19 protein-coding genes are annotated in these 23,576 nt (G+C 73.7%); 10 read left to right on the forward strand and 9 right to left on the reverse strand.

What is annotated here, in order from left to right:
* The first annotated feature begins 10 nt into the window (after positions 1-10).
* Positions 11-649, forward strand: coding sequence for a 3-isopropylmalate dehydratase small subunit (gene leuD, locus GYH36_RS04740; protein WP_024840731.1), 639 nt, complete (start codon positions 11-13; stop codon positions 647-649).
* A 263-nt stretch (positions 650-912) separates the two neighbouring features.
* Here the strand turns inward: leuD and GYH36_RS04745 are convergent, their stop codons facing one another.
* The 4 genes from GYH36_RS04745 to GYH36_RS04760 form a co-directional block, all read right to left on the reverse strand.
* Positions 913-1,827: an LLM class flavin-dependent oxidoreductase gene (locus tag GYH36_RS04745; protein WP_162289250.1), complete on the reverse strand. Its 915-nt coding sequence runs from the start codon at positions 1,825-1,827 to the stop codon at positions 913-915.
* An 85-nt stretch (positions 1,828-1,912) separates the two neighbouring features.
* On the reverse strand, positions 1,913-3,226 hold the full coding sequence (locus GYH36_RS04750; RefSeq protein WP_024840733.1) for a hemolysin family protein: 1,314 nt from the start codon (positions 3,224-3,226) through the stop codon (positions 1,913-1,915).
* Positions 3,227-3,262: 36 nt separating this feature from the next.
* Complete coding sequence (locus GYH36_RS04755) at positions 3,263-4,249, reverse strand: DUF808 domain-containing protein (protein ID WP_024840734.1); 987 nt, start codon at positions 4,247-4,249, stop codon at positions 3,263-3,265.
* Positions 4,250-4,365: 116 nt separating this feature from the next.
* The gene (locus tag GYH36_RS04760) at positions 4,366-6,858 is read right to left on the reverse strand and encodes a leucine--tRNA ligase (protein ID WP_162289251.1); all 2,493 of its coding nucleotides are present in this window, start codon (positions 6,856-6,858) and stop codon (positions 4,366-4,368) included.
* Between the two features lie 336 nt (positions 6,859-7,194).
* On the opposite strand from GYH36_RS04760, the gene lpdA reads away from it, so the two are divergent.
* The 9 genes from lpdA (at position 7,195) to GYH36_RS04805 (ending at position 17,616) form a co-directional block, all read left to right on the forward strand.
* Entirely contained in the window at positions 7,195-8,601 is a 1,407-nt protein-coding gene (gene lpdA, locus GYH36_RS04765; RefSeq protein WP_162289252.1) for a dihydrolipoyl dehydrogenase, read from the forward strand.
* Positions 8,602-8,833: 232 nt separating this feature from the next.
* The gene (locus GYH36_RS04770; protein WP_115942832.1) at positions 8,834-9,724 is read left to right on the forward strand and encodes an SDR family oxidoreductase; all 891 of its coding nucleotides are present in this window, start codon (positions 8,834-8,836) and stop codon (positions 9,722-9,724) included.
* 103 nt (positions 9,725-9,827) lie between these two features.
* Entirely contained in the window at positions 9,828-10,868 is a 1,041-nt protein-coding gene (locus GYH36_RS04775) for an adenosine deaminase (protein WP_162289253.1), read from the forward strand.
* Positions 10,869-11,049: 181 nt separating this feature from the next.
* Positions 11,050-12,294: an RNA-guided endonuclease InsQ/TnpB family protein gene (locus GYH36_RS04780; protein ID WP_203231576.1), complete on the forward strand. Its 1,245-nt coding sequence runs from the start codon at positions 11,050-11,052 to the stop codon at positions 12,292-12,294.
* Positions 12,295-12,507: 213 nt separating this feature from the next.
* A complete protein-coding gene (gene murA / locus GYH36_RS04785; RefSeq protein ID WP_115942829.1) occupies positions 12,508-13,824 on the forward strand; it encodes a UDP-N-acetylglucosamine 1-carboxyvinyltransferase in 1,317 nt (438 codons plus the stop codon).
* Between the two features lie 67 nt (positions 13,825-13,891).
* Positions 13,892-15,178, forward strand: a complete 1,287-nt coding sequence (locus GYH36_RS20260; protein WP_162289254.1) for a sensor histidine kinase — start codon at positions 13,892-13,894, stop codon at positions 15,176-15,178.
* Positions 15,175-15,780: a response regulator transcription factor gene (locus tag GYH36_RS04795; RefSeq protein ID WP_024840744.1), complete on the forward strand. Its 606-nt coding sequence runs from the start codon at positions 15,175-15,177 to the stop codon at positions 15,778-15,780. The genes GYH36_RS20260 and GYH36_RS04795 overlap by 4 nt, the downstream gene beginning before the upstream one ends.
* Before the next feature lie 31 nt (positions 15,781-15,811).
* Positions 15,812-16,537: a lysophospholipid acyltransferase family protein gene (locus tag GYH36_RS04800; protein ID WP_024840745.1), complete on the forward strand. Its 726-nt coding sequence runs from the start codon at positions 15,812-15,814 to the stop codon at positions 16,535-16,537.
* Positions 16,534-17,616: an NAD(P)H-dependent glycerol-3-phosphate dehydrogenase gene (locus GYH36_RS04805; protein ID WP_024840746.1), complete on the forward strand. Its 1,083-nt coding sequence runs from the start codon at positions 16,534-16,536 to the stop codon at positions 17,614-17,616. Before GYH36_RS04800 ends, GYH36_RS04805 begins: the two co-directional genes overlap by 4 nt.
* A 4-nt stretch (positions 17,617-17,620) precedes the next feature.
* On the opposite strand, the gene GYH36_RS04810 is transcribed toward GYH36_RS04805, so the two are convergent.
* The 5 genes from GYH36_RS04810 to GYH36_RS04830 all read right to left on the reverse strand — a co-directional run bounded on the left by GYH36_RS04810 (position 17,621) and on the right by GYH36_RS04830 (position 23,534).
* Positions 17,621-18,343 (reverse strand): AMIN-like domain-containing (lipo)protein, encoded by a 723-nt coding sequence (locus GYH36_RS04810; protein ID WP_246209195.1) that lies wholly within the window; start codon positions 18,341-18,343, stop codon positions 17,621-17,623.
* Between the two features lie 180 nt (positions 18,344-18,523).
* Entirely contained in the window at positions 18,524-19,675 is a 1,152-nt protein-coding gene (locus GYH36_RS04815) for a trans-sulfuration enzyme family protein (protein ID WP_162289255.1), read from the reverse strand.
* 149 nt (positions 19,676-19,824) lie between these two features.
* Entirely contained in the window at positions 19,825-21,021 is a 1,197-nt protein-coding gene (locus GYH36_RS04820; protein ID WP_162289256.1) for an acyl-CoA dehydrogenase family protein, read from the reverse strand.
* Between the two features lie 78 nt (positions 21,022-21,099).
* Complete coding sequence (locus GYH36_RS04825) at positions 21,100-22,131, reverse strand: CNNM domain-containing protein (RefSeq protein ID WP_155100137.1); 1,032 nt, start codon at positions 22,129-22,131, stop codon at positions 21,100-21,102.
* Entirely contained in the window at positions 22,128-23,534 is a 1,407-nt protein-coding gene (locus tag GYH36_RS04830; RefSeq protein WP_162289257.1) for a hemolysin family protein, read from the reverse strand. The genes GYH36_RS04825 and GYH36_RS04830 overlap by 4 nt, the downstream gene beginning before the upstream one ends.
* Positions 23,535-23,576 lie beyond the last annotated feature (42 nt).

A 23,576-nucleotide genomic window follows, 5' to 3' on the forward strand; every position in this document is an offset into this window, starting at 1 on the left:
GGTTCCTGCCATGGAGAAGTTCACGACCCACACCGGCGTCGGCGTCCCGCTGCGCCGCAGCAACGTCGACACCGACCAGATCATCCCCGCCGTCTACCTCAAGCGCGTGACGCGCACCGGGTTCGAGGACGCGCTGTTCGCCGCCTGGCGCGGCGACCCGACGTTCGTCCTCAACCAGGACGCCTACCGCGCGGGCTCCGTGCTCGTCGCCGGCCCGGACTTCGGCACCGGCTCGTCGCGCGAGCACGCCGTGTGGGCGCTCAAGGACTACGGCTTCCGCGTCGTCCTCGCCTCGCGCTTCGCCGACATCTTCCGCGGCAACTCCGGCAAGCAGGGCCTCGTCGCGGGCGTCGTCGCGCAGGAGGACATCGAGCTCCTCTGGAAGATCCTCGAGACCAACCCGGGCACCGAGGTGACCGTCGACCTGGTCAACCGCACCGCGTCCGCGCAGGACGTCACCGTGCCGTTCCAGATCGACGACTACACGCGCTGGCGCCTCATGGAGGGCCTCGACGACATCGGCCTCACCCTGCAGCACGAGGACGAGATCTCCGCGTTCGAGGCGACGCGCGCGTCGTGGCGCCCGAAGACCCTGCCGGCGAGGACGCTGCCCAAGGTCGAGATCGAGGCGGCTCGGCCCGTCGGCTGAGAGGTTCACGGGGGGCGGGCTCCGGGGTGGCGACGACGGGTCGACCATCCGCGGGGCTCGTCCCTCGCCCCGCTCCCGCCAGGCCCGCCACGACCCGTCGTCACCACCCCGGAGCCGCCCGCGCCCGTGTCTCCGACACGTCACGGCAGCGGGCTCTCGGCGTCGAAGCGGACCATTCACGTCCGAGCGTGGGCCGTGCGGCAGTCCGCGTCTGCGTCGGGCCGCCGTGCCGGGCCATCGGGCAGCGACGGTTCGCGTCCTCGTCAGGGGCGCGGGGGACCGGCGTGGATCGCGTCGAGGAGCGACGCCGGGGTCGCGGTCTCCGGGTTCCAGCGCGCCTCGACCCACCAGGTGGCGCCCGCGGCGGCGAGGCCCGCGAGCTGGTCCTCGGCCGCGGCGCGGTCCGCGGGGAGCTCGCCCTGGAGGACGACGTCGAACGGGCGGGCCGCGTCCAGGCCCAGGTCCGCGCGGCGCGTGGTGAGCCACGCGACGAGGGCGGAGACGTCGTCGGGCGTGGGGACGTCGAAGCCGCGGTCGCCGCGGAGCTGGAGCACGATGCCGTCGGCGCGCAGCGCGCGGTCGAGCGAGCGCAGCGGCGGACGGTCGGCGTCCCACACGCCGACCGGCCAGAGCGGCACGTGGTGCCCGACGGCCGCGCGCTCGACCGGGCGGGGGAGGAACCGCATCTCGCCCGCCTGCACGTGCGTCCCCTCGAACGCGAACGGCTCCCCGGTCCAGGCGCGGTCGAGGTAGGCGATCGCGTCGTCGAGCAGCTCGGCGCGCTCGCGCAGACCCTGGAGCTGGCCGGGCACGGCGGAGAAGCCGCCGTCGTCGAGGACGCCCACCCCGACGGGCAGGACGAGTCGCCCGCCGGAGAGGTGGTCGACGGTGAGCGCCTGCTGAACGACCTCCCACGGCCGGCGGCGCGGCAGCGCGAACACCATCGCCCCGAGCGCGATCCGCTCCGTGCGGGCGGCCGCCGCCGCGAGGATCCCCCACGGGTCGAACGTCTCGACCGGCATCGAGCGCAGGCTCAGCCCGTCCCACGAGAAGAAGCCGTCCCAGCCGGCGTCCTCGGCGCCGACCGCCATGTCGAGCACCTGCGTCGCCGAGCCGAAGCTGCCGACCACCCCGACCTTGAACCTCGTCGTCTCCGCGAACCTCGTCGTCTCCGCCATGCCCGCGACGCTACGACCCGCCACCCACACCGCCGAGCGCACGGGACGGTGGTGCCGTGGCGCGGGAACCGGTCGTCGCGGACGCTCAGCGGCCGGGCAGCGGCACGACGTCGAGGCGGACGATCCGGCGGCGCGCGACGTCGGTGACGACGAGGCGGTGACCGGCGACGTCGACGTGATCACCCACGACCGCGAGGCGGCCGAGCTGCGCGAGGACGTACCCGGCGACGGTCTCGTACGGGCCGTCGGGCAGCTCGATGCCGGTCCGCCGGGCGAGTTCCTCGATCGTCTGACCGGCGTCGACGCTCGTCGCACCCCCGTGCTCGCGCGCGGCGGACGGCTCGTCGGGGTCGTACTCGTCGCGGATGTCGCCCACGAGCTCCTCGACGAGGTCCTCGAGCGTGACGATGCCGTCGGTGCCGCCGTACTCGTCGACGACGACCGCGATGTGCACGCCCTCGCGTCGCATCTGCGACATCGCCGGCAGCACCGTGTTCGTCGCGGGAAGCGCGAGGATCGGGCGCACGACGTCGCGCACCGCGAGCGCGCGGCCCGTCGCCGGGTCGGTCGCGGGGTGGTCGGGGCAGTCGCGGCCCAGGAGGTCGCGCGCGTGCAGGAACCCGACGACGTCGTCGAAGTCGACCCCCGTCACGGGGTAGCGCGAGTAGGGCCCGGCGGCGACGGTCCGGGCCGCCTCGGCGAGCGGCGTGTCCGCGGCGAGGAACGCGACCTCGCCGCGCGGCGTCATCGCCTCCGCGAGCGAGCGGTCGCCCGCGGAGAACACGTCGTCGAGGATGCGGCGCTCGTCCTCGGGCAGCGACTCGTGCGCGAGCACGATCTCGCGCAGCTCCTCCTCGCTCATCTCCTCCGTGCGCGCCGACGGGTCGCCGCCGAGCACGCGCACGACGCCGTCCGTCGAGCGCGACAGGAGCCAGATGACGGGGCGCATGAGCGTCGCGAAGCGGTCGAGCGGCGGGCCGACGGCGAGCGCGACGCCCGCCGCGCGCTGCAGCGCGATGCGCTTCGGCACGAGCTCGCCGAGGACGAGCGAGAGGTAGGCGATGACGAGCGTCAGCGCGACGAGCGCGACCGTGCCGGCGAGCGCGGGGGCGAGCCCCGCGTCCTCCAGGACGGGCGCGAGGTCGGGCGCGAGCGTCGAGGCGCCGTAGGCCGCCGAGAAGAACCCGGCGACGGTCACGCCGATCTGCACGGCCGCGAGGAAGCGGTTGGGGTCGCGCGCCACGGCGGCGACGCGCGCGCCGCGCGCCGACTGCCGCTCGAGCCGCGCGACCTGGCTCTCTCGCAACGAGACGAGCGCGATCTCGGTGCCGGCGAACACGCCGCCGACGAGGATGAAGAGCAGGACGAGGCCGATGTTGGCCCAGGTGCCGGAGTCCATGCTCCATCCAAGCAGGCCGTCCGGCCCGCGGCGGGCTCAGCCGTCGGTGGGCGTCGGGTGCTCCGGGTCGGTCGTCGCCGCGGCGTCGGACGCGCCGTGCGTGCGGCGCGGGATCAGGTGCGCGACGAGCACCACGACGCCGCCCACGAGGATGCCGACGACGGCCGAGCACGCCGTGTTGACGAGCCAGCCGAGGAACCCGCCCACGCCCGCGACGCCGGTCACGGCGTGCTCGAGGTGGTGCACGACGTCGTACGGGCCGTGCCAGCCGAGGTCGTACGCGCCCTGCAGGAGGATGTGGCCGCCGACCCACAGCATGGCGATGATCCCGACGAACGAGATGACGGCCATGACCTTCGGCATCGCGCCGACGAGCCCGCGACCGAACGACTGGACCCATGGCGTGTCGCGCCGCGCGAGGTGCAGGCCGATGTCGTCCATCTTCACGATGAGCGCGACCACCCCGTACACGAGCACGGTGATGAGCACCGCGACGATCGCGAGGATGATCAGGCGCGACCAGAAGGCCTCCGAGGCGACCTCGTTGAGCGCGATGACCATGATCTCGGCGCTGAGGATGAAGTCGGTGCGCACCGCGCTCGACACGACCGAGTCCTCGTCGACGGCCTTCTTCTCGGTCTTCGTCTCGACCTCGGCGTGGTGCGTGCCGGAGACGAGCTCCCACACCTTCTCGGCGCCCTCGAACGCGAGGTACGTCCCGCCGAGCATGAGCAGCGGCGTGAGCAGGTCCGGCAGGAACTGGCTCAGCAGCAGGATCGCCGGGAGGATGAAGAGCAGCTTGTTGCGCAGCGACCCGACCGCGATGCGCTTGACGACGGGCAGCTCGCGCTTGGCCGCCAGGCCCTCGACGTAGCGGGGCGTGACCGCGGTGTCGTCGATGACGACGCCCGTCGCCTTGGCGCTGGCTCGCCCCGCCGCGGCGCCGACGTCGTCGATCGACGCGGCGGCGAGCTTGGCGAACGCCGCGATGTCGTCCAGGAGGGCAGCGAGTCCGAAGGCCATGGGAGGTGCTCCGTGCGCCGGCCCGCGTCGCCGCGCACGGGCCCGCTGGTCGAGGGGACGCGGCCGCAGCATCGTAGCGACTCCGCCCCCACCTCGCGTCGCCGTGTCCGCGTCGCTCAGGGCGTGGTGGTCACGGGGCGCGTCACGACGTTCACGACGCGCGGTGCGCGCACGACGACGCGCACGACCTCGCGCCCGTCGGTCGCCCGGGCCACGCCACCCGTCGCGAGGGCGAGGTCGCGCAGCACGGCGTCGTCGACGTCGGCCGGGACCCGGACCCGCGCGCGGACCTTCCCGTCGACCTGGACCGCGGCCTCGACCTCGTCCACCGCGAGGAGCGCGGGGTCCACGGGCGGCCAACCCGCGTCGGCGACCGACGGCTCGTGCCCGAGGCGCTGCCACGCCTCCTCGGCCGTGTACGGGGCGAACAGGCCGAGCAGCACCGCCACCGCCTCGGCGGCCTCGCGGACGGCCGCGGCGTGCGGGGCGGCGGGTTCGCCCGGTGCCGGCCCGGCGTCGGCTGCGCGCCGCGCCGCCGTGACGAGCTCCATGACGCGCGCGACGACGACGTTGAACGCGCCCCGGTCGAGCAGGTCCTGCGCGTCGTGCACGGTCCGGTGCGTGGCTCGGCGCAGCGCGTGGGCGCGCGACCCGGGCACGACGGCGCCGACCTCCTCGGTGTGGGAGGTCGTCCGCCCCGCGGCCGCCACGGAGTCCGCGAGCCGCAGCACGCGCGCGCAGAACCGCCGCATCGCGGCCGGGTCGACGTCGGCCCAGTCGACGTCGTCCTGCGGCGGCCCGGCGAACACCATCGCGAGCCGCACCGCGTCCGCGCCGTACCGGTCGAGCTGCTCGCCCAGGTCCACGCCGTTGCCGAGCGACTTGCTCATCGCGCGCCCGCCGTGGCGGACCTGCCCCTGGTTGAGCAGCGTCGCGAACGGCTCGACGACGTCGACCCAGCCCTCGTCGTGCAGGAACTTCGTGACGAACCGGCTGTACAGCAGGTGCAGGATCGCGTGCTCGACGCCGCCCACGTACTGCGCAGCGGGCATCCACCGCCGCGCGTCCTCGGGACGGAACGGGACGTCGTCGGGCGGGCCGTCGTCGCCCAGCGAGCAGTACCGCAGGAAGTACCACGACGAGTCGACGAACGTGTCGAGCGTGTCCGGGTCGCGCTCGGCGTCGCCGCCGCACCGGGGGCACGCGACGCGTCGCCACGCGTCGGCCGCGGGGGAGGCGAGCGGGGAGCGGCCGCGGGGGAGCAGGTCGTCGCCCGCCAGGTCCGGCAGGCGCACGGGCAGCTCGTCGTCGGGCACCGGCACGACGCCGCAGCCCGGGCAGTGCACGACCGGCACCGGGGCGCCCCAGTAGCGCTGGCGCGAGACCAGCCAGTCGCGCAGGCGGTACGACGTCGCGCGCTCGCCCGTGCCGTCGGCCTCCAGCCGCGCGACCGCCTCCTCGACGCCCGCCCACGTCTCGCCCGACCCGGCGGGCAGGCCGTGCGCCGCCGCGAACCGCGCGTCGCGGTCGTCGTGCGCGGGCACGCCCATCACCGCGCCCGTCCCGTAGCCGGGCAGCACGTGGTCCGCGGCCCACACGGGCAGGCGCTCGCCCGTCACGGGGTGGCGCACCCACGCGCCGAGGAACGTCCCCGCGCTCGGGCGCTGCGCGTTCCTCCGCTCGATCTCCCCGGACGCCAGCGCGGCCTCCCGGTGCCGGGCCAGCGCGTCCGCGCGCTCCGGGGCGCACAGCGCGCCCGCGAGCGGCCCGTCGGGCGCGACGGCGACGAACGTCACGCCGGGCAGGGTGTCGGGCCGCGTCGTGAACACCTCGACGTGGTCGGGGCGCGCGCCCGCACCGGGCGAGCCGACCTCCCCGGCGCGCGGGCCGTCGTCGGGCACGACCGCGAACCGCACGCGCGCGCCCGTGCTGCGCCCGACCCAGTTCCGCTGCATCGTCAGCACGCGCGCGGGCCACGCGCCCTCCAGCGCGTCCATGTCGTCGAGCAGGCGGTCCGCGTACGCGGTGACGCGCACGAACCACTGCGTGAGCTCGCGCCGCACGACGACCGCCCCGCACCGCTCGCACCGGCCGCCCACGACCTGCTCGTTCGCGAGCACGGTCCGATCGGTCGGGCACCAGTTCACGGGGGCGGTCGCGCGGTAGGCGAGGCCGCGGTCCAGCAGGCGCAGGAACAGCCACTGCGTCCAGCGGTAGTACTCGGGCCGGTGCGTCTCCAGGCGGCGCGACCAGTCGAACGACACCCCGTACCGGCGAGCCGTGCCGGCCTGCGTCGCGATGTTGGTCTCGGTGAAGACCGCGGGGTGCTCCCCGCGGCGGATCGCGGCGTTCTCGGCGGGCAGCCCGAACGAGTCCCAGCCGATCGGGTTGAGGACGTCGGCCCCGCGCAGGCGCCAATACCGCGCGACGACGTCCTCGAGCGCGAACACCTCGGCGTGACCCATGTGCAGGTCGCCCGACGGGTACGGGAACATCGTCAGCAGGTAGCGGCGCGGGCGGGCGCCGTCGTCGCGCGCGCGGAACGTGCCGTGCTCGGCCCAGTACCGCTGCCACCGGTCCTCGACCTCGCGCGTCGGCCCGCCGAGCATGCGGTCGTCGCCCGAGATGGGCCCGACACGGGCGCTACTCGCATGGTCGGCGGGGTGGGATGGGTGTGCGGCGTCCACGGGAGGCTCCTCGAGAAAGGTGGGCTTCGTCGTCGGGCACTCGCCGTGCGCGGACCAGGACGCGCAGGCACCGCCGCGCTGAGCGTGCCCGCCCGGCGGGCTCAGCGCGGCCGGCGAAGGAGGAGCCGCATGCGTCGCATCCCGGACATCGTGACTCTCCCGGCCGCGCGGGGTCAACCCTCACGGGCCGCGGCAGTGTGGCGGACGTCGCCCGCACGCGCGCCCCGGGGCCGATCCGGCGCCAGTAGGCTGGGCGTCATGGCATCCCACTACGACGTCGTCGTCCTCGGTGCAGGTCCCGGTGGTTACGTGGCCGCGATCCGTGCAGCCCAGCTGGGCCTGTCGGTCGCGGTCGTGGAGGAGAAGTACTGGGGAGGGGTGTGCCTCAACGTCGGCTGCATCCCGTCCAAGGCGCTCCTGCGCAACGCCGAGCTCGCGCACATCTTCCAGCACGACGCGAAGACCTTCGGCATCTCCGGTGACGTGAGCTTCGACTTCGGCGCGGCGTTCGACCGCTCGCGCCAGGTCGCGGAAGGGCGCGTCAAGGGCGTGCACTTCCTCATGAAGAAGAACAAGATCACCGAGTACGACGGCCGCGGCACGTTCCGCGACGCGCACACGCTCGACGTGCGGCTCGGCGACGGCACCACCACCGAGGTGACGTTCGACAACGCCATCATCGCGACCGGCTCGAAGGTCCGCCTCCTGCCGGGCGTCGAGCTGTCGGAGAACGTCGTCACGTACGAGAAGCAGATCCTCACGCGCGGCCTGCCCCGCTCCATCGCCATCGTCGGCGCCGGCGCGATCGGCATGGAGTTCGGCTACGTCCTCAAGAACTACGGCGTGGACGTCACGATCATCGAGTTCCTCGACCGCGCGCTGCCCAACGAGGACGCGGACGTGTCGAAGGAGATCGCCAAGCAGTACAAGAAGCTCGGCATCAACCTGCTCACCTCGACCGCCGTGCAGACGGTCAAGGACAACGGCACCGCCGGCGTCACCGTCAGCTACAAGGGCGTCAAGGACGACAAGCCGGGCGAGCTCGTCGTCGACAAGGTGCTCATGGCCGTCGGCTTCGCCCCCAACGTCGAGGGCTTCGGTCTCGAGAACACCGGCGTCCAGCTCACCGAGCGCGGCGCCATCGCGATCGACGACGTCATGCGCACCAACGTCGAGCACATCTACGCGATCGGCGACGTCACCGCGAAGCTCATGCTCGCGCACGTCGCGGAGGCGCAGGGCGTCGTCGCGGCCGAGACCATCGGCGGCGCGGAGACCCTCACGCTCGGCGACTACCGCATGATGCCGCGCGCGACGTTCTGCCAGCCGCAGGTCGCGAGCTTCGGTCTCACCGAGCAGCAGGCGCGCGACGAGGGCTACGACGTCAAGGTCGCGACCTTCCCGTTCATGGCGAACGGCAAGGCGCACGGCCTCGGCGACCCGACCGGCTTCGTCAAGCTCATCTCCGACGCGACGTACGGCGAGCTCCTCGGCGGCCACCTCATCGGCCCCGACGCGTCCGAGCTCCTGCCCGAGCTCACGCTCGCGCAGAAGTGGGACCTCACCGTCAACGAGGTCGCGCGCAACGTGCACACGCACCCGACGCTGTCCGAGGCCGTCCAGGAGTCGATCCACGGCCTCGCGGGGCACATGATCAACTTCTGATCGAGCGCGGTCGGCACCTGCCGGCAGCCCGCGTGACGAGCGCGGTCGGCACCTGCCGGCAGCCCGCGTGAGAGGCCCGGTCCTGCGGAACGCCGCGGGATCGGGCCTCTCGCCGTCTCCGGGGCCCGTCGTGCCGAGCACGGCACGACGTCCTCGACGGCGACGCGCGCTGCGAGCGGGCCGCAGTGCCCCCATGCTGGACGTTCCGCCGACGCCGACAGGGGAGACGCACATGTCCGACCAGACCACGCCGCAGGACCCCACCACCGAGCACCCGCAGCCGGAGCAGCCCGCGGACGACCTGCAGCCGCCGGGGCGCACGGGTGACATGTCGCAGGAGCCCGACCACGGGGAGACCACCTACCGGGGGTCGGGACGGCTCGACGGCAAGCGGGCGCTGATCACGGGCGGTGACTCTGGCATCGGGCGCGCGGTCGCGATCGCGTTCGCGCGCGAGGGTGCGGACGTCGCGATCTCGTACCTCCCGGAAGAGGAGGAGGACGCCCGCACGACCGCCCGCTGGGTCGAGGACGCCGGCCGCACCGCGGTCCTGCTCCCGGGCGACATCCGCGACGAGGAGTTCTGCCGGCGCCTCGTCGCCGACGCCGTCGCGGGCCTGGGCGGGCTCGACGTGCTGGTGAACAACGCCGCGTACCAGATGGCGCAGGACGACGGCTTGCGTGGGATCACGACCGAGCAGCTCGACCGCGTGCTCAAGACCAACGTGTACGCGCTGTTCTGGATCACGAAGGCGGCGCTCGACCACCTGCCGCGGGGCGGGGCGATCATCAACACCTCGTCCGTCCAGGCGTTCGAGCCGAGTCCGCCGCTGCTCGACTACGCGTCGACGAAGGCGGCGATCCTCAACTTCACCAAGGGCCTCGCGCAGCAGCTCGCGCCCGAGGGGATCCGGGTCAACGCCGTCGCGCCGGGACCGATCTGGACGCCGCTCATCCCGGCGACGATGCCGCAGGAGAAGGTCGAGCAGTTCGGCGCCGACACCCCGCTGGGTCGTGCCGGGCAGCCGGCCGAGCTCGCGCCGGCGTACGTGTTCTTCGCGTCCCAGGAGTCGAGCTACATCACGGGCGACCGCATCGGCGTCACGGGCGGCCGTCTGCTCTGACCCGGCCCTCGCGACGGCGGCGGCGCCACCTGACCGGGTGCGCCGCCGTCGTCGTGCCGGGAGAGGATGGTCCCGGGGGGGAGACCGACCGAGAAGGAGACCCATGCCTGCGCCCACCACACCCACCCGCGAGTTCGTCACCGGCCTGCCGAAGGCGGAGCTGCACCTGCACCTGGAGGGCACGCTCGAGCCCGACCTCAAGCTGCGCCTCGCGCAGCGCAACGGGATCGACATCGGGCAGACGACGGTCGAGGAGGTGCGCGCCACGTACGCGTTCGACTCGCTCACGAGCTTCCTCGCCGTGTACTACCCGGCGATGGAGGTGCTGCAGACCGCGGACGACTTCTACGAGCTCGCCGACGCGTACCTCGCCCGCGCGGCCGCGGACGGCGTGAAGCATGTCGAGATGTTCTTCGACCCGCAGGCGCACACGTCGCGTGGCGTGCCGTTCGAGGCGGTCGTGACGGGCTACCACCGCGCCGCGGCCGAGGCGCCGGGCAAGCACGGGGTCGACGCGCACCTCATCCTGTGCTTCCTGCGCGACCTGTCCGCCGAGAGCGCGGCCGAGACGCTCGAGGCGTCGGTGCCGTTCCGCGACAAGATCCTGGGCGTGGGGCTCGACTCCGACGAGCGCGACAACCCGCCGCAGAAGTTCGCCGCGGTGTTCGCGCGCGCCCGCGAGCTCGGCTACCGGCTGACGATGCACTGCGACATCGACCAGGTCGGCAGCATCGACAACATCCGCACGGTCCTCGACGAGATCGGCGTGGACCGCGTGGACCACGGCACGAACGTCGTCGAGGACCCGGCGCTCGTCGACGTCGTGCGCGAGCGCGGTCTGGGGCTCACGTGCTGCCCGATCTCGAACTCGTTCGTCACCGACGACATGAAGGCGACCGAGATCGCGGGCCTGCTGCGCTCGGGCGTGCGCGTCACCGTGAACTCCGACGACCCCGCGTACTTCGGCGGCTACGTCGCGGACAACTACGTGGCGCTCGCCGAGGCGGCCGACCTCACGGTCGCCGAGGTCGTGCAGCTCGCGCGCAACTCGTTCGAGGCGTCGTGGCTGGGCGACTCGCAGCGCGCGGCGTACCTCGCCGAGATCGACGGGTACGTCGCGGCGTTCGAGGCGCGGGCAGTCTAGGGCTTGGTTCGTAGAGGGTCAGCGGCGGCCGATCCAGGCAAGGATGTCGTCGGTAATGGTATTCGGGTCGGCGGCGGTGGCGATCCCGTGCGCCCGGGCAGCGGGGTCGAACACGACGCCTCGTGCAGGCACAGCGGCTCCGCGGCCCTGTGGGCTCCGTGCCACCGCAGACCCGATCCCCGTGACCGGCGGCGATGTCAGGGGCGCCTGGGAAGGTGATGTCGTGACATTGCAGGGATTCAAGGTCGAGCTCGGACCCACGCGGGACCAGGTCGGACGGTTGGCGCAGCATGCTGGTTTGCATCGGGTCGTGTTCAACCATGGGCTCGCGCACGTCAAAGCGGTCATGGGGCAGCGAGCGGTTGAGAAGACGTATGGGATCGGCGACGCCGAGCTGACGCCGGCGGTGGGTTGGTCGGCGCCTGCGCTGGAGAAGTACTGGCGCGCCACCCATGGGCGGGCGTACCCGTGGTTCGTCGCCGAGGGACTATCGTCGCGGGTCCCGAAGGAGGCCTGCCGTGCGTTGGCCGCCGCGTTGTCGAATTGGGCAGCGTCCAGGACCGGGCAGCGCAAGGGCAGACGTGTCGGGTTCCCGCGGTTCCGACGTCGCAAGAACGGGTCGAGGTTTCGGATGGACGCCGATCGCGCCCGCCCGGTCGATGTCAGGCATGTGCGTATCCCTGCCGTAGGGATGGTGAGGGCGCTTGAGGACATGTCCTGGCTCACGGACCGGATCGCCGACGGGAGGGCACGGGTGCTCGGATCCCGGGTCGAGGCGCGGGCCGGGCGGTGGTGGATCAGTTTTCAGGTCGATGTGGACCGCGCCGACATCGACGCCCGCCGTGTCGCACCTGTCCACGGTCCGGTGGTCGGGATCGACCTCGGGATCACGACGTTCGCGACGATCGCAGCCGACGACGGGACCGTGACCAAGGTTGCCAACCCGCGTCACCTCGGGCGGCGCCTGCATCGACTGCGGCGGGCGAACAAGGCCCTGGCTCGTGCGCAACCTGGTTCGAAGAACCGCGCGAAGGCCGCACGGCGGGTCGCGGAGGTCCACCTGGGAGTCTCCGACGCGCGCGCCGATTTCCTGCACCAGCTCACGACGTCGTTGACGAGATCCAACTCGACGATCGTCGTGGAAGACTTGTCCGTCGCTGGCATGATCCGGAACCGGAGCCTGGCCCGGCATATCGTCGACGCGGGCTGGTCTGAGTTCCGCCGCCAGCTGACCTACAAGGCCGCCTGGTACGGCGCCCGGCTCGTGGTGGTGGATCGCTGGTACCCCTCCACCCGCACCTGCACGACCTGTGGGGACATCAATCACGACCTGAGACTGGCGGACCGAACCTGGACCTGCCCCTGCGGCGCGGTCCACGATCGCGATGGCACGGCTGCCATCAATCTCCTACGGCTTGCTGTCTGAGAACGGCTGGTCGCCGGGCAGTTCCCCGGAGACCCAAAACGCCTGTCGAGACCACGTGAGACCCCACCACGGTGAGGCAGAGGTCAATGAAGCAGGAAGAGAATCACGTAGATTACTCGAACGGTGAATAATCTCCGGGTGCCCCGCGTTGGCGCACGAGGGCCTGAACTCGGGCCCGCGAACCACCCGCAGTCGAGAGGGCAACCTGAACTGATGAATGACGTGCTGTACGTGAACGGCGGGACCCCGCTGGACGGGACGATCACCGTGCGGGGCGCGAAGAACTTCGTGTCCAAGGCAATGGTGGCGTCGTTGCTGGGCGAGTCGCCGAGCGTGCTGCGCAACGTGCCGCAGATCCGCGACGTGGGCGTCGTGACGGGACTGCTCGAGCTGCACGGCGTGGCCGTGAAGTCGGACCCGGACGCCGGCGTCCTCGACCTCGACCCCTCCAACGTCGAGTCCGCGCACGTCGCGGACATCGACGCCCACGCGGGCTCGAGCCGCATCCCGATCCTCTTCTGCGGGCCGCTGCTGCACCGCCTCGGCGAGGCGTTCATCCCCGACCTCGGTGGCTGCCGGATCGGCGACCGGCCCATCAACTACCACCTCGACATCCTGCGCCAGTTCGGCGCCGTCGTGGACAAGCGCGAGAACGGCATCCACATCCGCGCCCCGCGCCGCCTCCAGGGCACCAAGATCGCGCTGCCCTACCCGTCGGTCGGCGCGACGGAGCAGCTCCTGCTCACCGCCGTGCGCGCCGAGGGCATCACCGAGCTCTCCAACGCGGCGATCGAGCCCGAGATCATGGACCTCATCGCCGTCCTGCAGAAGATGGGCGCGATCATCTCGGTCGACACGGACCGCGTGATCCGCATCGAGGGCGTCGACCGCCTCGACGGGTACACGCACACCGCGCTCGGCGACCGCATCGAGGCGGCGTCGTGGGCGTCGGCCGCGCTCGCGACCGGGGGCGACATCACCGTCAAGGGCGCGACGCAGCCCGAGATGATGACGTTCCTCAACACGTTCCGGAAGGTCGGCGGCCGGTTCGACGTGCAGGACGACGGCATCCGGTTCTGGCACCCGGGCGGTGACCTGTCGCCCATCGTGCTCGAGACCGACGTGCACCCCGGCTTCATGACGGACTGGCAGCAGCCGCTCGTCGTCGCGCTCACGCAGGCCAAGGGCCTGTCGATCGTCCACGAGACGGTCTACGAGAACCGCTTCGGGTTCACCGACGCGCTGCGCGGCATGGGCGCGACCATCCAGGTGTACAAGGAGTGCCTGGGCGGGCGCGACTGCCGGTTCGGGCAGCGCAACTTCCACCACTCCGCCGTCGTCTCCGGCCCGACGCCGCTCTCCGCGGCCGACATCGAGGTCCCCGACCTGCGCGGCGGCTTCTCCCACCTCATCGCCGCCCTCGCGGCCAAGGGCACGTCCACGGTGCGCGGCATCAGCCTCATCGACCGCGGCTACGAGAGCTTCCAGGACAAGCTCGTGGCGCTCGGCGCCGACGTCAGCCGCGACTGACCGCGCCGCCGCACCTCATGACGCCTGTCACGCCCCGCGCACCGCGGGGCGTGACAGGCTGGGGACCGTGAGCAGACCCCGCACGTTCCTCGAGTCGTGGTCGCGCCGTTCCGCGCCCGAGCGGTTCGACACGTACACGCGCGGCTCGCTCTACTTCCTGTCCGCGTTCGAGCCCTTCTTCGCGCTGTCGATCCTCGGCGCCGAACCGACGTTCGACCGGGACCTCGTCCTGCCGTGGCTCGTCGTCGTCGTGGCCCACACGATCGCGTGCGTCGCGCTGCTGCGCGCCGGGATCTCGCAGTTCCTCGGGGGACCGCCCGTGCGGCCGTGGCTGGGCACGGCGGCCGTCGTGCTGACGGTCGCGCTCGTGGTCGTCGCCGTCCCGACGTTCCCCGTCGGCGACGGTGACGAGGGCGCGGTCGCCGGGCGGTTCTTCGCCGTCCTCCTCGGCGTCATGCCGCTCCTCGCCGCGGCGTCGCCGCTGCTGCTCTTCCGGCACCTGCTCCTCGCGGCCCTCGGCGCGACCCTGTTCACGGTGGGCGCGACCGTCGCGACGGCCGCGGCGGTCGGCACCGACCCGTCGCGCACGTCCACGTTCGCGGGGGTCGCCGTCTTCATGGGGCTGGCGACGTTCTTCATGGCGGTCGGGATCGTCGGGTCCTACCGGGTCTCCATCTGGATGCTCGGCGTCGTGTGGGAGCAGGACCGCACGCGCGTCCTGCACGCGCGCCTCGCCGTCGCCGAGGAACGGCTCCGGTTCTCGCGCGACCTGCACGACGTGTTCGGCCGGACGCTCTCCGTCGTCGCCGTGAAGAGCGAGCTCGCCGCCGAGCTCGCGGCCCGTGGCCGGCCGGGGGCCGAGGAGCAGATGCTCGAGGTGCGCCGGATCGCGCAGGACGCGCTGCGCGAGGTGCGCGCCGTCGTCGCCGGGTACCGCAGCGCCGACCTGGGCGCCGAGCTCGCGGGCGCGCGCTCCGTGCTGCGCTCCGCCGGCATCACGACGACCGTGCACGGCGACGAGACGCCCGTGGGGCAGGAGGCGCAGGAGGCGCTCGCCTGGGCGGTGCGCGAGGCCGTGACGAACGTCGTGCGGCACTCCACCGCGACGACGTGCGTCATCACCGTGCACCGCGACGGCGGGTCGAGCGTCGTCGAGGTCGTCAACGACGGCGTGCCCGCCACGGCGCGCGCGGGCCGGGGATCCGGCCTCGTCGGCCTCGCCGAGCGGCTCGAGGGCGCGGGCGGTGCGCTCGAGACCTGGGTCGACGACCGGCGCTTCGGCCTCGTGGCGCGCGTGCCCGACCCCCGCCCCGACCGCCCCTCCACCCAGCCCGAGAGGACCGCCTCCGCGTGATCCGCATCCTGCTCGCCGACGACGAGAACCTCATCCGCGATGCCGTCGCGTCGCTCCTCGCGCTCGAGGACGACCTCGACGTCGTCGCCCAGGCCGCGTCGGGACCCGAGGCCGTCGCGGCGGCGCTCAAGCTCGCGCCGGACGTCGCGGTGCTCGACCTCCAGATGCCCGGGCTCGACGGGGTCGAGGTCGCGCAGCAGCTCGCTCGCGACCTGCCGGGGTGCGGGGTCGTCATCGTCACGAGCCACGGCCGCCCCGGCTACCTCAAGCGCGCGCTCGAGGCAGGCGCGCGCGGGTTCCTGCCCAAGACGGTCTCGGCGCGCGTGCTCGCCGACGTCGTGCGCCAGGTGCACGACGGCGGCCGGTACGTCGACCCGGAGCTCGCCGCCGAGGCGATCGCGGCCGGGGCGAGCCCGCTCACGCCGCGCGAGGCCGACGTGCTCGAGCTCGCCGCGGACGGGGCCCCCGTCGAGGAGATCGCCGCGCGCGCCCACCTCGCTCCCGGCACCGTCCGCAACTACCTGTCGTCGGCGGCGGCGAAGCTCGGGGCGGCCAACCGTCACGAGGCCGCGCACGCCGCGCGGCGGCACGGCTGGATCTGACGGCGGGCTGCGCCCGGTAGGCTCGGGGATCGTGCCGAGCCTTCCCCCGACCCCGCGCGCGTACAAGATCCTCGCGTTCTTCCTGCGCCCGATCCTCTTCGCGATCACCCGCCGCGACTGGCGGGGAGCCGAGAACCTGCCCGCGCGCGGCTTCATCGCCGCCGCGAACCACGTCACCGAGGTCGACCCCGTGACGCTGGCGCACTTCCTCTACGACCAGGGCCGGGCACCGAAGATCACGGCGAAGGCGTCGCTCTTCTCGGTCCCCGTCCTCGGCGGCATCCTGCGCCGCACGGGCATGATCCCGGTGCACCGCGGGACGGCCGGCGCGGCGCAGTCGCTCGTGGACGCCACGGCGCGCCTGGACGAGGGGGAGTGCGTCGTGTTCTTCCCCGAGGGGACGCTCACGCGGGACCCGGACGGCTGGCCGATGGTCGGCAAGACGGGCGCCGCGCGCCTCGCGCTGGCCAGCCGCGCGCCCGTCGTGCCGATCGCGCAGTGGGGTGCCGAGCAGCTCCTCGCGCCCTACGGGAAGGTCTTCAAGCCGATCCCGCCGAAGCACGTCGCCGTGCACGCGGGACCGCCCGTCGACCTGTCCGACCTGTACGACCGCCCGCTGGACAGCGCGACACTGCGCGAGGCGACCGAGCGCATCATGGCGGCGATCACGCGCCAGCTCGAGGAGATCCGCGGGGCCCAGGCGCCCGCCGAGCGCTTCGACATGCGCAAGAACCCGGGCTCGGAGGGCCGCCGATGAGCGGGGACCAGACCGTCGAGATCAGCCCCGTGCCGCTCGGCGCCGACGACGCCCCCGCCGCGGAGCGCGTCGTGGCCGCCGTGCTCGGGTCGGGGAGCTGGGGCACGACGTTCGCCGCCGTGCTCGCCGACGCCGGCTGCGAGGTGCGCCTCTGGGGCCGCGACCCCGAGGTCGCCGCGCAGGTGAACTTCTCCCGTCGCAACGAGAAGCGGCTGCCGGGGATCGAGCTGCCCGCGGGCATCCGCGCCACGACCGACGCGCGTGACGCGCTCGCCGGGGCGGGCCTCGTCGTCGTCGCGATCCCCTCGCAGGTCGCGCGCGCGACGCTCGCGGAGCTCCGGCCGCACCTCGCGCCGGACGCCGTCGCCGTGTCGCTCATGAAGGGCGTCGAGCTCAGCACCGACCGCCGCATGAGCGAGGTCGTCATGGAGGCCCTCGACCTGCCCGCCGAGCGCGTCGCGGTCGTCTCCGGCCCGAACCTGGCTCGCGAGATAGCGCACCGGCAGCCCACGGCGACCGTCGTCTCGTGCGTCGACGAGGAGACCGCGCGCTACGTGGCGCGCGCGTGCTCGTCGTCGTACTTCCGCCCGTACACGAACCGCGACGTCGTCGGGGTCGAGCTGTGCGGCGCGGTGAAGAACGTCATCGCGCTCGCCGTCGGCATCGCGCAGGGGCGCGGGTTCGGGTACAACACCACGGCGACGGTCATCACGCGCGGCCTCGTCGAGATCACGCGCCTCGGGCTCGCGCTGGGCGCCGACGCCGAGACGTTCCCGGGTCTCGCGGGCATGGGCGACCTCGTCGCGACGTGCTCGTCGCCGCTGTCGCGCAACCACACGCTCGGCAAGCACGTGGGCCAGGGGCTGAGCCTCGACGACGCGATCGCCGCGACCGGGGGGACCGCCGAGGGCGTGAAGTCCTGCCGCTCGGTGCTCGAGCTCGCGCAGAAGGTGGGCGTCGAGATGCCCATCACGGCCGGTGTGGTCGCCGTGCTGCACGAGGGCATGCCCGTCGACGAGATGGCGCGCGGCCTGCTCGCGCGGCCGCAGAAGGCCGAGGGCATCTCCGCGGAGCGCTGAGCGCTCAGCCGTCGTCGCGGACGTCGACCACGACGCGGGTCGGGTCCTCGAGCGCGAACACGCGGAACGGGCGCGGCTCGTCGTCGACCCCGACGAACGCCTGCGTGTACCCCTCGAACACCCCGAGCAGGCGGACCTCCTCGACCTCGCCGTCGTCACCCGCACGCACGGGGTTGGGGCCCGCGTACTCCTCGACGCCGGTGTCCATCGGGTACCCCGAGCCGGAGATCATGACCTGGAGGTACGCGTCGCCGTCCACCGCGACGACGTCGCCCTTGCCGTCGCCGATCGGCTGGTCCACGTACTCGACGCGCCACCCCGGGGTGCCCGTCCCGCCGAGCTCGAGGACCACGCGGTCGAACCCGTCGTGGTGCCCCACGCGCACGTCGGTCACGGTGAGCGCGGCGTCCGCCGACGGGTCGGCGGTGTCGGGCTCGGTGTTCGCGGGGAACGGCACGGGTGCCTCGGTCGCGTCGTCGGACGGCGTCGACGCGTCGTCGGTCGGACTCTCGCCCGCCGTGCCGGAGTCCGACGGCGTCGGGTCGGGCGCGTCGCTCGTCGCGCTCCCCGACGGCGAGGGCGGGTCGTCCGTCCCGCCCGGCGTGCACGCGGCGAGCGCGAGGGCGAGCAGGGCCGCCGACGCGGCGCTGCCCCGCCGCGCCGCGGGCACGACCGGGTGCCGCCGTCGTCCGCAGTCGCCCCTGCGCACCGCTCGTCGAGTCGTCATGCGTCGATCCTAGAAACCGCAGGTCACGCTCGCGCGGCGGCCCGGCCACGGTCCGGTCCCGGTCGGGTCACGACGCGGTCTCGGCGGCCGTGCGGGCCCGCTGCGAGAGCACCTGCCGCCGGGCACCGACGCGAGGATCGCCGACGCGGCGGGACCTGCGGGGCGACGCCGGGTAGCGCGTCAGCCGGCCGCGGCGCGCAGCGCCCGGTCGAGGTCGCGCCACAGGTCCTCGACGTCCTCGATGCCGACGGACAGGCGCAGGAGGTCCTCGGGCACGGTCGGCGACTCGGTCGCGAACCGGCGACGGCGCTCCAGGCTCGACTCCACGCCCCCGAGGCTCGTCGCCGGCACCCACAGCCGCACCGCCCCCACGACGGCGTCGGCACCGGCCGCACCGCCGCGCGGGCGCACCCCGAGGATCGACCCGTAGCCCGTCATGAGGCGCGTCGCGCGCTCGTGGCCGGGGTCGCTCGGCAGGCTCGGGTGGCGGACCTCGACGACGTCGGGATGGTCGGCGAGGCGTCGTGCGAGCTCGGTGGCGCTCGCCTGCGCGCGGTCGACGCGCAGCGCGAGCGTGCGCAGGCCGCGCAGGGCGAGCCACACCTCGAACGGGCCCGGGATCGAGCCGTGCAGGGTCCGGTAGGCGCGCAGCGCCGCGGTGAGCTCGGGCGTGCGGGCGACCGCCGCGCCGAGCACGACGTCCGAGTGCCCGGCGAGGTACTTCGTCACCGAGTGCACGACGACGTCCGCGCCGTGGTCGAGCGGGCGCTGGCCGAGCGGCGTCGCGAACGTGTTGTCGACGGCGGTCAGCACGCCCCGCTCGCGCGCGGCCGCGAGGAGGACCGGCAGGTCCGCGACCTCCAGCATGGGGTTCGTCGGCGACTCGACGAGCAGGAGGGACGCACCGTCGAGCGCGGCGACCACCTGGTCCGTGTCGGCGACGTCGACGCGCACGACCCGCACGTCTGCGCGCGCCGCGAGGTCGTCCGCGAACCCCAGCGTCACCTGGTACGCGTGGCGCGGGAGCACGACGGTCCCGCCCGCGGGCACGAACGAGAACACGGCCGCGATCGCCGCCATCCCGGAGCCGAACGCCACGCCCGGGTGCTCGCCGCCCTCGAGCGCGGCCAGCGCCTCCTCGAACGGGTGCCACGTCTCGGTGTCCATCCGTGTGTACAGGAGCTCACCCGGTTGCTGTACACCCTGCGAGACGTACGTCGAGGACAGCACGATCGGGGGGTTCACGGGCGCGCCCTGCGCCCGTGGGGGCCGTCCGGCGGCGACGGCGACGGTCGCGGGCGAGAGGGCGTCGGGGGCGGTCGCGTCGGTCATGGCGGCAGCGTACGCCCGCGCCCGAGACGAGTGCCCCGGGCGACCGCCCCCTGACCCCGGACCTGGCGACCGTGCCGGCCGAACATATGGTTCTGGCCCGTCCCGCCGCCGGGACGGGCCAGAACCGCATGCTCGGCGCGGCGGTCCCGTCAGTCGAGCGGGCCCAGGAGGGACTGCGCGACCGTCGAGTGGGCGGACTCGTCGTCGGACGGGTGGAAGATCCCCGCGAGCACGTCGCGGTACAGCCGGCCCAGCTCGTTGCCGGAGAAGTAGCTGGACCCGCCCGCGACGCGGACCGCCTGGTCGACGACGGTCTTGGCCGTCTCCGTCGCGCGCACCTTGAGGCCCGCGGTCGCGCGGAACCAGCCCGCGCCCCGGTCGACCAGCGCGTCGAGCTCGCCCGCGACCGTGTCGATCTGCGGCCAGACGGCGTCGAGCGCGAGCGCGGCGTCCGCGAGGCGCCAGCGGATGTCCGGGTCCTGGGAGAGCGGCGCCCCGTCGTTCTTCATCGACGTCCGGCGGCGCGCGGCCGCGACGGCGAGCTCGAGCGCACGCTCGGCGATGCCCGTGTACACCGACGCGAGCAGGGTCTCGAACGTCGTGAAGATCCCGACGACGAGCGGGTCGAGCGTCGGCCCGGGTGCGAGGCGCCGCACGACGCGGTCGGCGGGGGCGTGCGCGCCGTCGAGCACGGTCGAGCGGGACTGGGACGCGCGCATCCCCATCGTGTCCCAGTCGTCGAGCACCTCGACCCCGGCGTCCCGGGCGACGAACGCGTGCACGAGGCGCGGGGCGTCGTCGGACGTCGAGTCGAGCCCGAGGACGCCGAGGCGCGTCCACGCGGGCGAGTTCGAGGTGAAGATCTTGCGGCCGTGGAACGTGTAGCCGCCCGCGCCGTCGGGCCGCGCCTCGGTGCGCGAGCCGAGCAGCACGAGGTCGTTGCCGCCCTCGGAGTAGCCGAACCCGAGCACCTCGCCGCGCCCGGCCTCCTCGAGCAGCCAGTCGAGCGAGGAGTCCCCGCGCTCGTGCAGGTAGCGCGCGACACCCGTCCACACGTGGTGCATGTTGACCGCCAGAGCCGTCGCGGGCGCCGCGCCCGCGAGGCGCGCCTGCTCGTGCGCGACCTCGCGCAGCCCGAGACCGGCGCCACCGAACGACTCCGGGACGAGCGCGCGCAGGTAGCCGGCCCGGGTGAGGGCGTCGAGGTCCTCGGTAAAGAACGCGTTGTCGCGGTCGTAGCCGGCCGCGCGGCCGCGGATCTCGCCCAGGAGGTCGTCGGCGAGGAGGGTGCGGGCGGCGGGGAAGGGGGCGGCGAAGGGCGCCGGGGACGGGACGGGCGTGGACATGGCCTGCCTTCGGTCGGACGGACGGCTCGGGCCCCGGCGACCGAGGGCGCCGGGGCCCGTCCACCGTACGCCGGTCGGTCAGCCGACGAGGGCCGCCGAGGGCTCGTCGGGGTGCGGCAGGATGCGGCGCAGCACGTCCGCGAGCGTGACGACGCCGACGAACCGCTCGCCGTCCATGACGACCGCGAGCTGCTCGCTCGACTCGCGCATGCGCGCGAGCGCGGCGTGCACGGTCGTGCCCGAGGGGAGCACGAAGCCCGGGCGCGCGAGGTCGCGCGCGGGGCGGTCGTCCGGCTCGAGCAGCGTGTCGCGCACGTGCACGACCTTCGGCACGACGCTCCCGTTCTGCACGAGGATGCGCAGGTGCCCGGACCGGGCGGACGCGGCGCGCACGTCGGCGGCCGTGGCCGTGGACGGCACGGACGTGGGGTGCGCGCCCGCCGGCACGAGCGCGTCGACGGTGAGCGTCTCGAGCTCGATGACGCCCGAGATCTGGGCCCGGTAGGACGCCTCGAGCGCACCGACGTTCGCCGAGTGCTCCACGAGGTGGCGCAGGGTCGCGGCGTCCTGCCCGCCGCCCTCGACGTGCTCGACCGGCTCGACGCCCACGGCGCGCACGCAGCGGTTGGCGAGCGAGTTGAGCCAGCGCAGGAGCGGTCGGGACGCGGCCATGAAGCCGCGCATGGGCAGGGCGAGCAGCGTCGCCGAGCGCTCGGGGTGGGCGATCGCCCACGACTTCGGCGCCATCTCGCCGACGACGAGGTGCAGGAAGGTGACGATCACGAGCGCGAGCACGAAGCCCGCGACGTCGGCGGCCCACAAGGGTGCGCCCCACGTCTCGAGGACGGGCGTGATCCAGTGGTGCACGGCGGGCTTGGTGATGGCGCCGAGCGCGAGCGTGCACGCGGTGATGCCGAGCTGCGCGCCCGCCATGAGGAGCGTGAGCTCGTTCGAGCTGCGCAGCGCGGCGCGCGCGGCGCGGCTCCGGGGGGCGGCGTCCTCGAGGCGGTGCCGCTTGGCGCCGAGGAGCGCGAACTCCACGGCGACGAAGAACGCGCTGAGCGCGATGATGACGACGGTCGCCACGACGACGACCCAGGGGCTGCTCATCGGGTCTCCTCCGTCGCGTCGGTCGGGTCGGGGGCGTCGGCGTGGGGGACGTCGCCGCGCTGCTCGACGAGGCGCACGCGCACGAGGCGCGGCACGTGCCGCTCGACGGACAGGACGTCGACGACGAGCGCGCGGTGCACGGGCTCGTCGTGGACGAGGTCGGCCGGGTCGTCGGGCAGGGGCACCTCGACCGTGTCGCCCGCGCGCGGCAGGGCGCCGTGCTGGGAGATGAGGAGGCCCGAGACCGTCTCGTGGTCGCCGCGCGGCAGGTCGTGCCCGATCGCGCGCTCGGCCTCGTCGAGGTGGACGTCGCCGCCCATGACCCACACGCCGTCGGCCTCGGCCGTGACCGTGACCGGCTGCTCGGGGTCGTGCTCGTCGGTGATCTCGCCCACGAGCTCCTCGGCGAGGTCCTCGACCGTGAGCACGCCGGTGAAGCCGCCGTACTCGTCGATGACGCACGCCAGCTGGTTGCGCGTGGCGTTGAGCTGCGCGAGCGCGTCGGGCAGCGTCATGAGCGTGGGCAGCACGACGGCGGGCCGCATGATCGCGGTCACGGGGGCGTCGTCGGGCAGGTCGGTCGCGAGGACGTCGGCGAGCTGGACGACGCCGAGCGGCTGGTCCGTGTCGTCGACCACGGGGTAGCGCGTGTGCGCGCGGGCCATGAGCCCACGGACCTCGGCGACCGTCGCCTCGGGCCGGACGGTGCCCACGCGCGAGCGCGGGATCATCGCGTGCTCGACGTCGCGCTGCGGGAAGTCCAGCACGCGGTCGAGGAGCACGGAGAGCTCGTCGGGCAGGTCCCCGCTCTCGCGCGAGTCGGCCACGATGTGCTCGAGGTCGCGCGCCGTGGCGGTGGTGTCGACGTCGTGGACGGGCTCGATCCGCAGCATCCGCAGCAACGCGTTGGACGCCTTGTCGAACACCGCGATGAGCCAGCCGAACACCGTGAGGTAGGCGGTCGTGGACCGCGCCAGGCCCTTCGCGAGCGGCTCGGGGCGCGCGATGGCGAGGTTCTTGGGGAACAGCTCGCCGAACAGCATCTGGACGATGGTCGACAGCACGAGCGCCAGGACGGTGCCGATCGCGACGCCTGCGCCCGCCGGGACGCCCACGCCGCCGAGCAGGGTGCCCAGCGACTCGCCGATGAGGGGCTCGGCCACGTAGCCGACGAGCAGTCCCGTCACGGTGATGCCGAGCTGTGCCCCGGACAGGACGAAGGAGGTGCGCCGGGTGACGGCGAGCGCGCGCCGGGCCGACTCGTCGCCGGCCTCCGCCTTCGCTCCCAGACGGGAGCGGTCGACGGTCATGTAGGCGAACTCCTGGGCGACGAAGTAGGCCGTCGCCGCCGTGATCGCGAGGACCACGAGGAGGCCGAGCAGGAGGGACAGGACCGTCGTCATCGTGCCCGCACCGCCCTCCGGTCGCCGGTGACGCGCAGGTGC

Source organism: Cellulosimicrobium composti (genome assembly GCF_010287905.1).
GTDB lineage: Bacteria > Actinomycetota > Actinomycetes > Actinomycetales > Cellulomonadaceae > Cellulosimicrobium > Cellulosimicrobium composti.

Bases quoted from the DNA above. Each gene is read 5' to 3' on its own strand.
- leuD (WP_024840731.1), top strand. From the start codon at position 11: ATGGAGAAGTTCACGACCCACACCGGCGTCGGCGTCCCGCTGCGCCGC.
- GYH36_RS04810 (WP_246209195.1), bottom strand. From the start codon at position 18,343: ATGACGACTCGACGAGCGGTGCGCAGGGGCGACTGCGGACGACGGCGG.
- GYH36_RS04760 (WP_162289251.1), bottom strand. From the start codon at position 6,858: ATGCTCGGCGGGCCGACGCGCGAGGTCGAGGACCGGTGGCAGCGGTAC.
- murA (WP_115942829.1), top strand. From the start codon at position 12,508: ATGAATGACGTGCTGTACGTGAACGGCGGGACCCCGCTGGACGGGACG.
- GYH36_RS04745 (WP_162289250.1), bottom strand. From the start codon at position 1,827: ATGGCGGAGACGACGAGGTTCGCGGAGACGACGAGGTTCAAGGTCGGG.
- GYH36_RS04820 (WP_162289256.1), bottom strand. From the start codon at position 21,021: ATGTCCACGCCCGTCCCGTCCCCGGCGCCCTTCGCCGCCCCCTTCCCC.
- GYH36_RS04815 (WP_162289255.1), bottom strand. From the start codon at position 19,675: ATGACCGACGCGACCGCCCCCGACGCCCTCTCGCCCGCGACCGTCGCC.
- GYH36_RS04755 (WP_024840734.1), bottom strand. From the start codon at position 4,249: ATGGCCTTCGGACTCGCTGCCCTCCTGGACGACATCGCGGCGTTCGCC.
- lpdA (WP_162289252.1), top strand. From the start codon at position 7,195: ATGGCATCCCACTACGACGTCGTCGTCCTCGGTGCAGGTCCCGGTGGT.
- GYH36_RS04770 (WP_115942832.1), top strand. From the start codon at position 8,834: ATGTCCGACCAGACCACGCCGCAGGACCCCACCACCGAGCACCCGCAG.
- GYH36_RS04805 (WP_024840746.1), top strand. From the start codon at position 16,534: ATGAGCGGGGACCAGACCGTCGAGATCAGCCCCGTGCCGCTCGGCGCC.
- GYH36_RS04830 (WP_162289257.1), bottom strand. From the start codon at position 23,534: ATGACGACGGTCCTGTCCCTCCTGCTCGGCCTCCTCGTGGTCCTCGCG.
- GYH36_RS04775 (WP_162289253.1), top strand. From the start codon at position 9,828: ATGCCTGCGCCCACCACACCCACCCGCGAGTTCGTCACCGGCCTGCCG.
- GYH36_RS04750 (WP_024840733.1), bottom strand. From the start codon at position 3,226: ATGGACTCCGGCACCTGGGCCAACATCGGCCTCGTCCTGCTCTTCATC.
- GYH36_RS04825 (WP_155100137.1), bottom strand. From the start codon at position 22,131: ATGAGCAGCCCCTGGGTCGTCGTCGTGGCGACCGTCGTCATCATCGCG.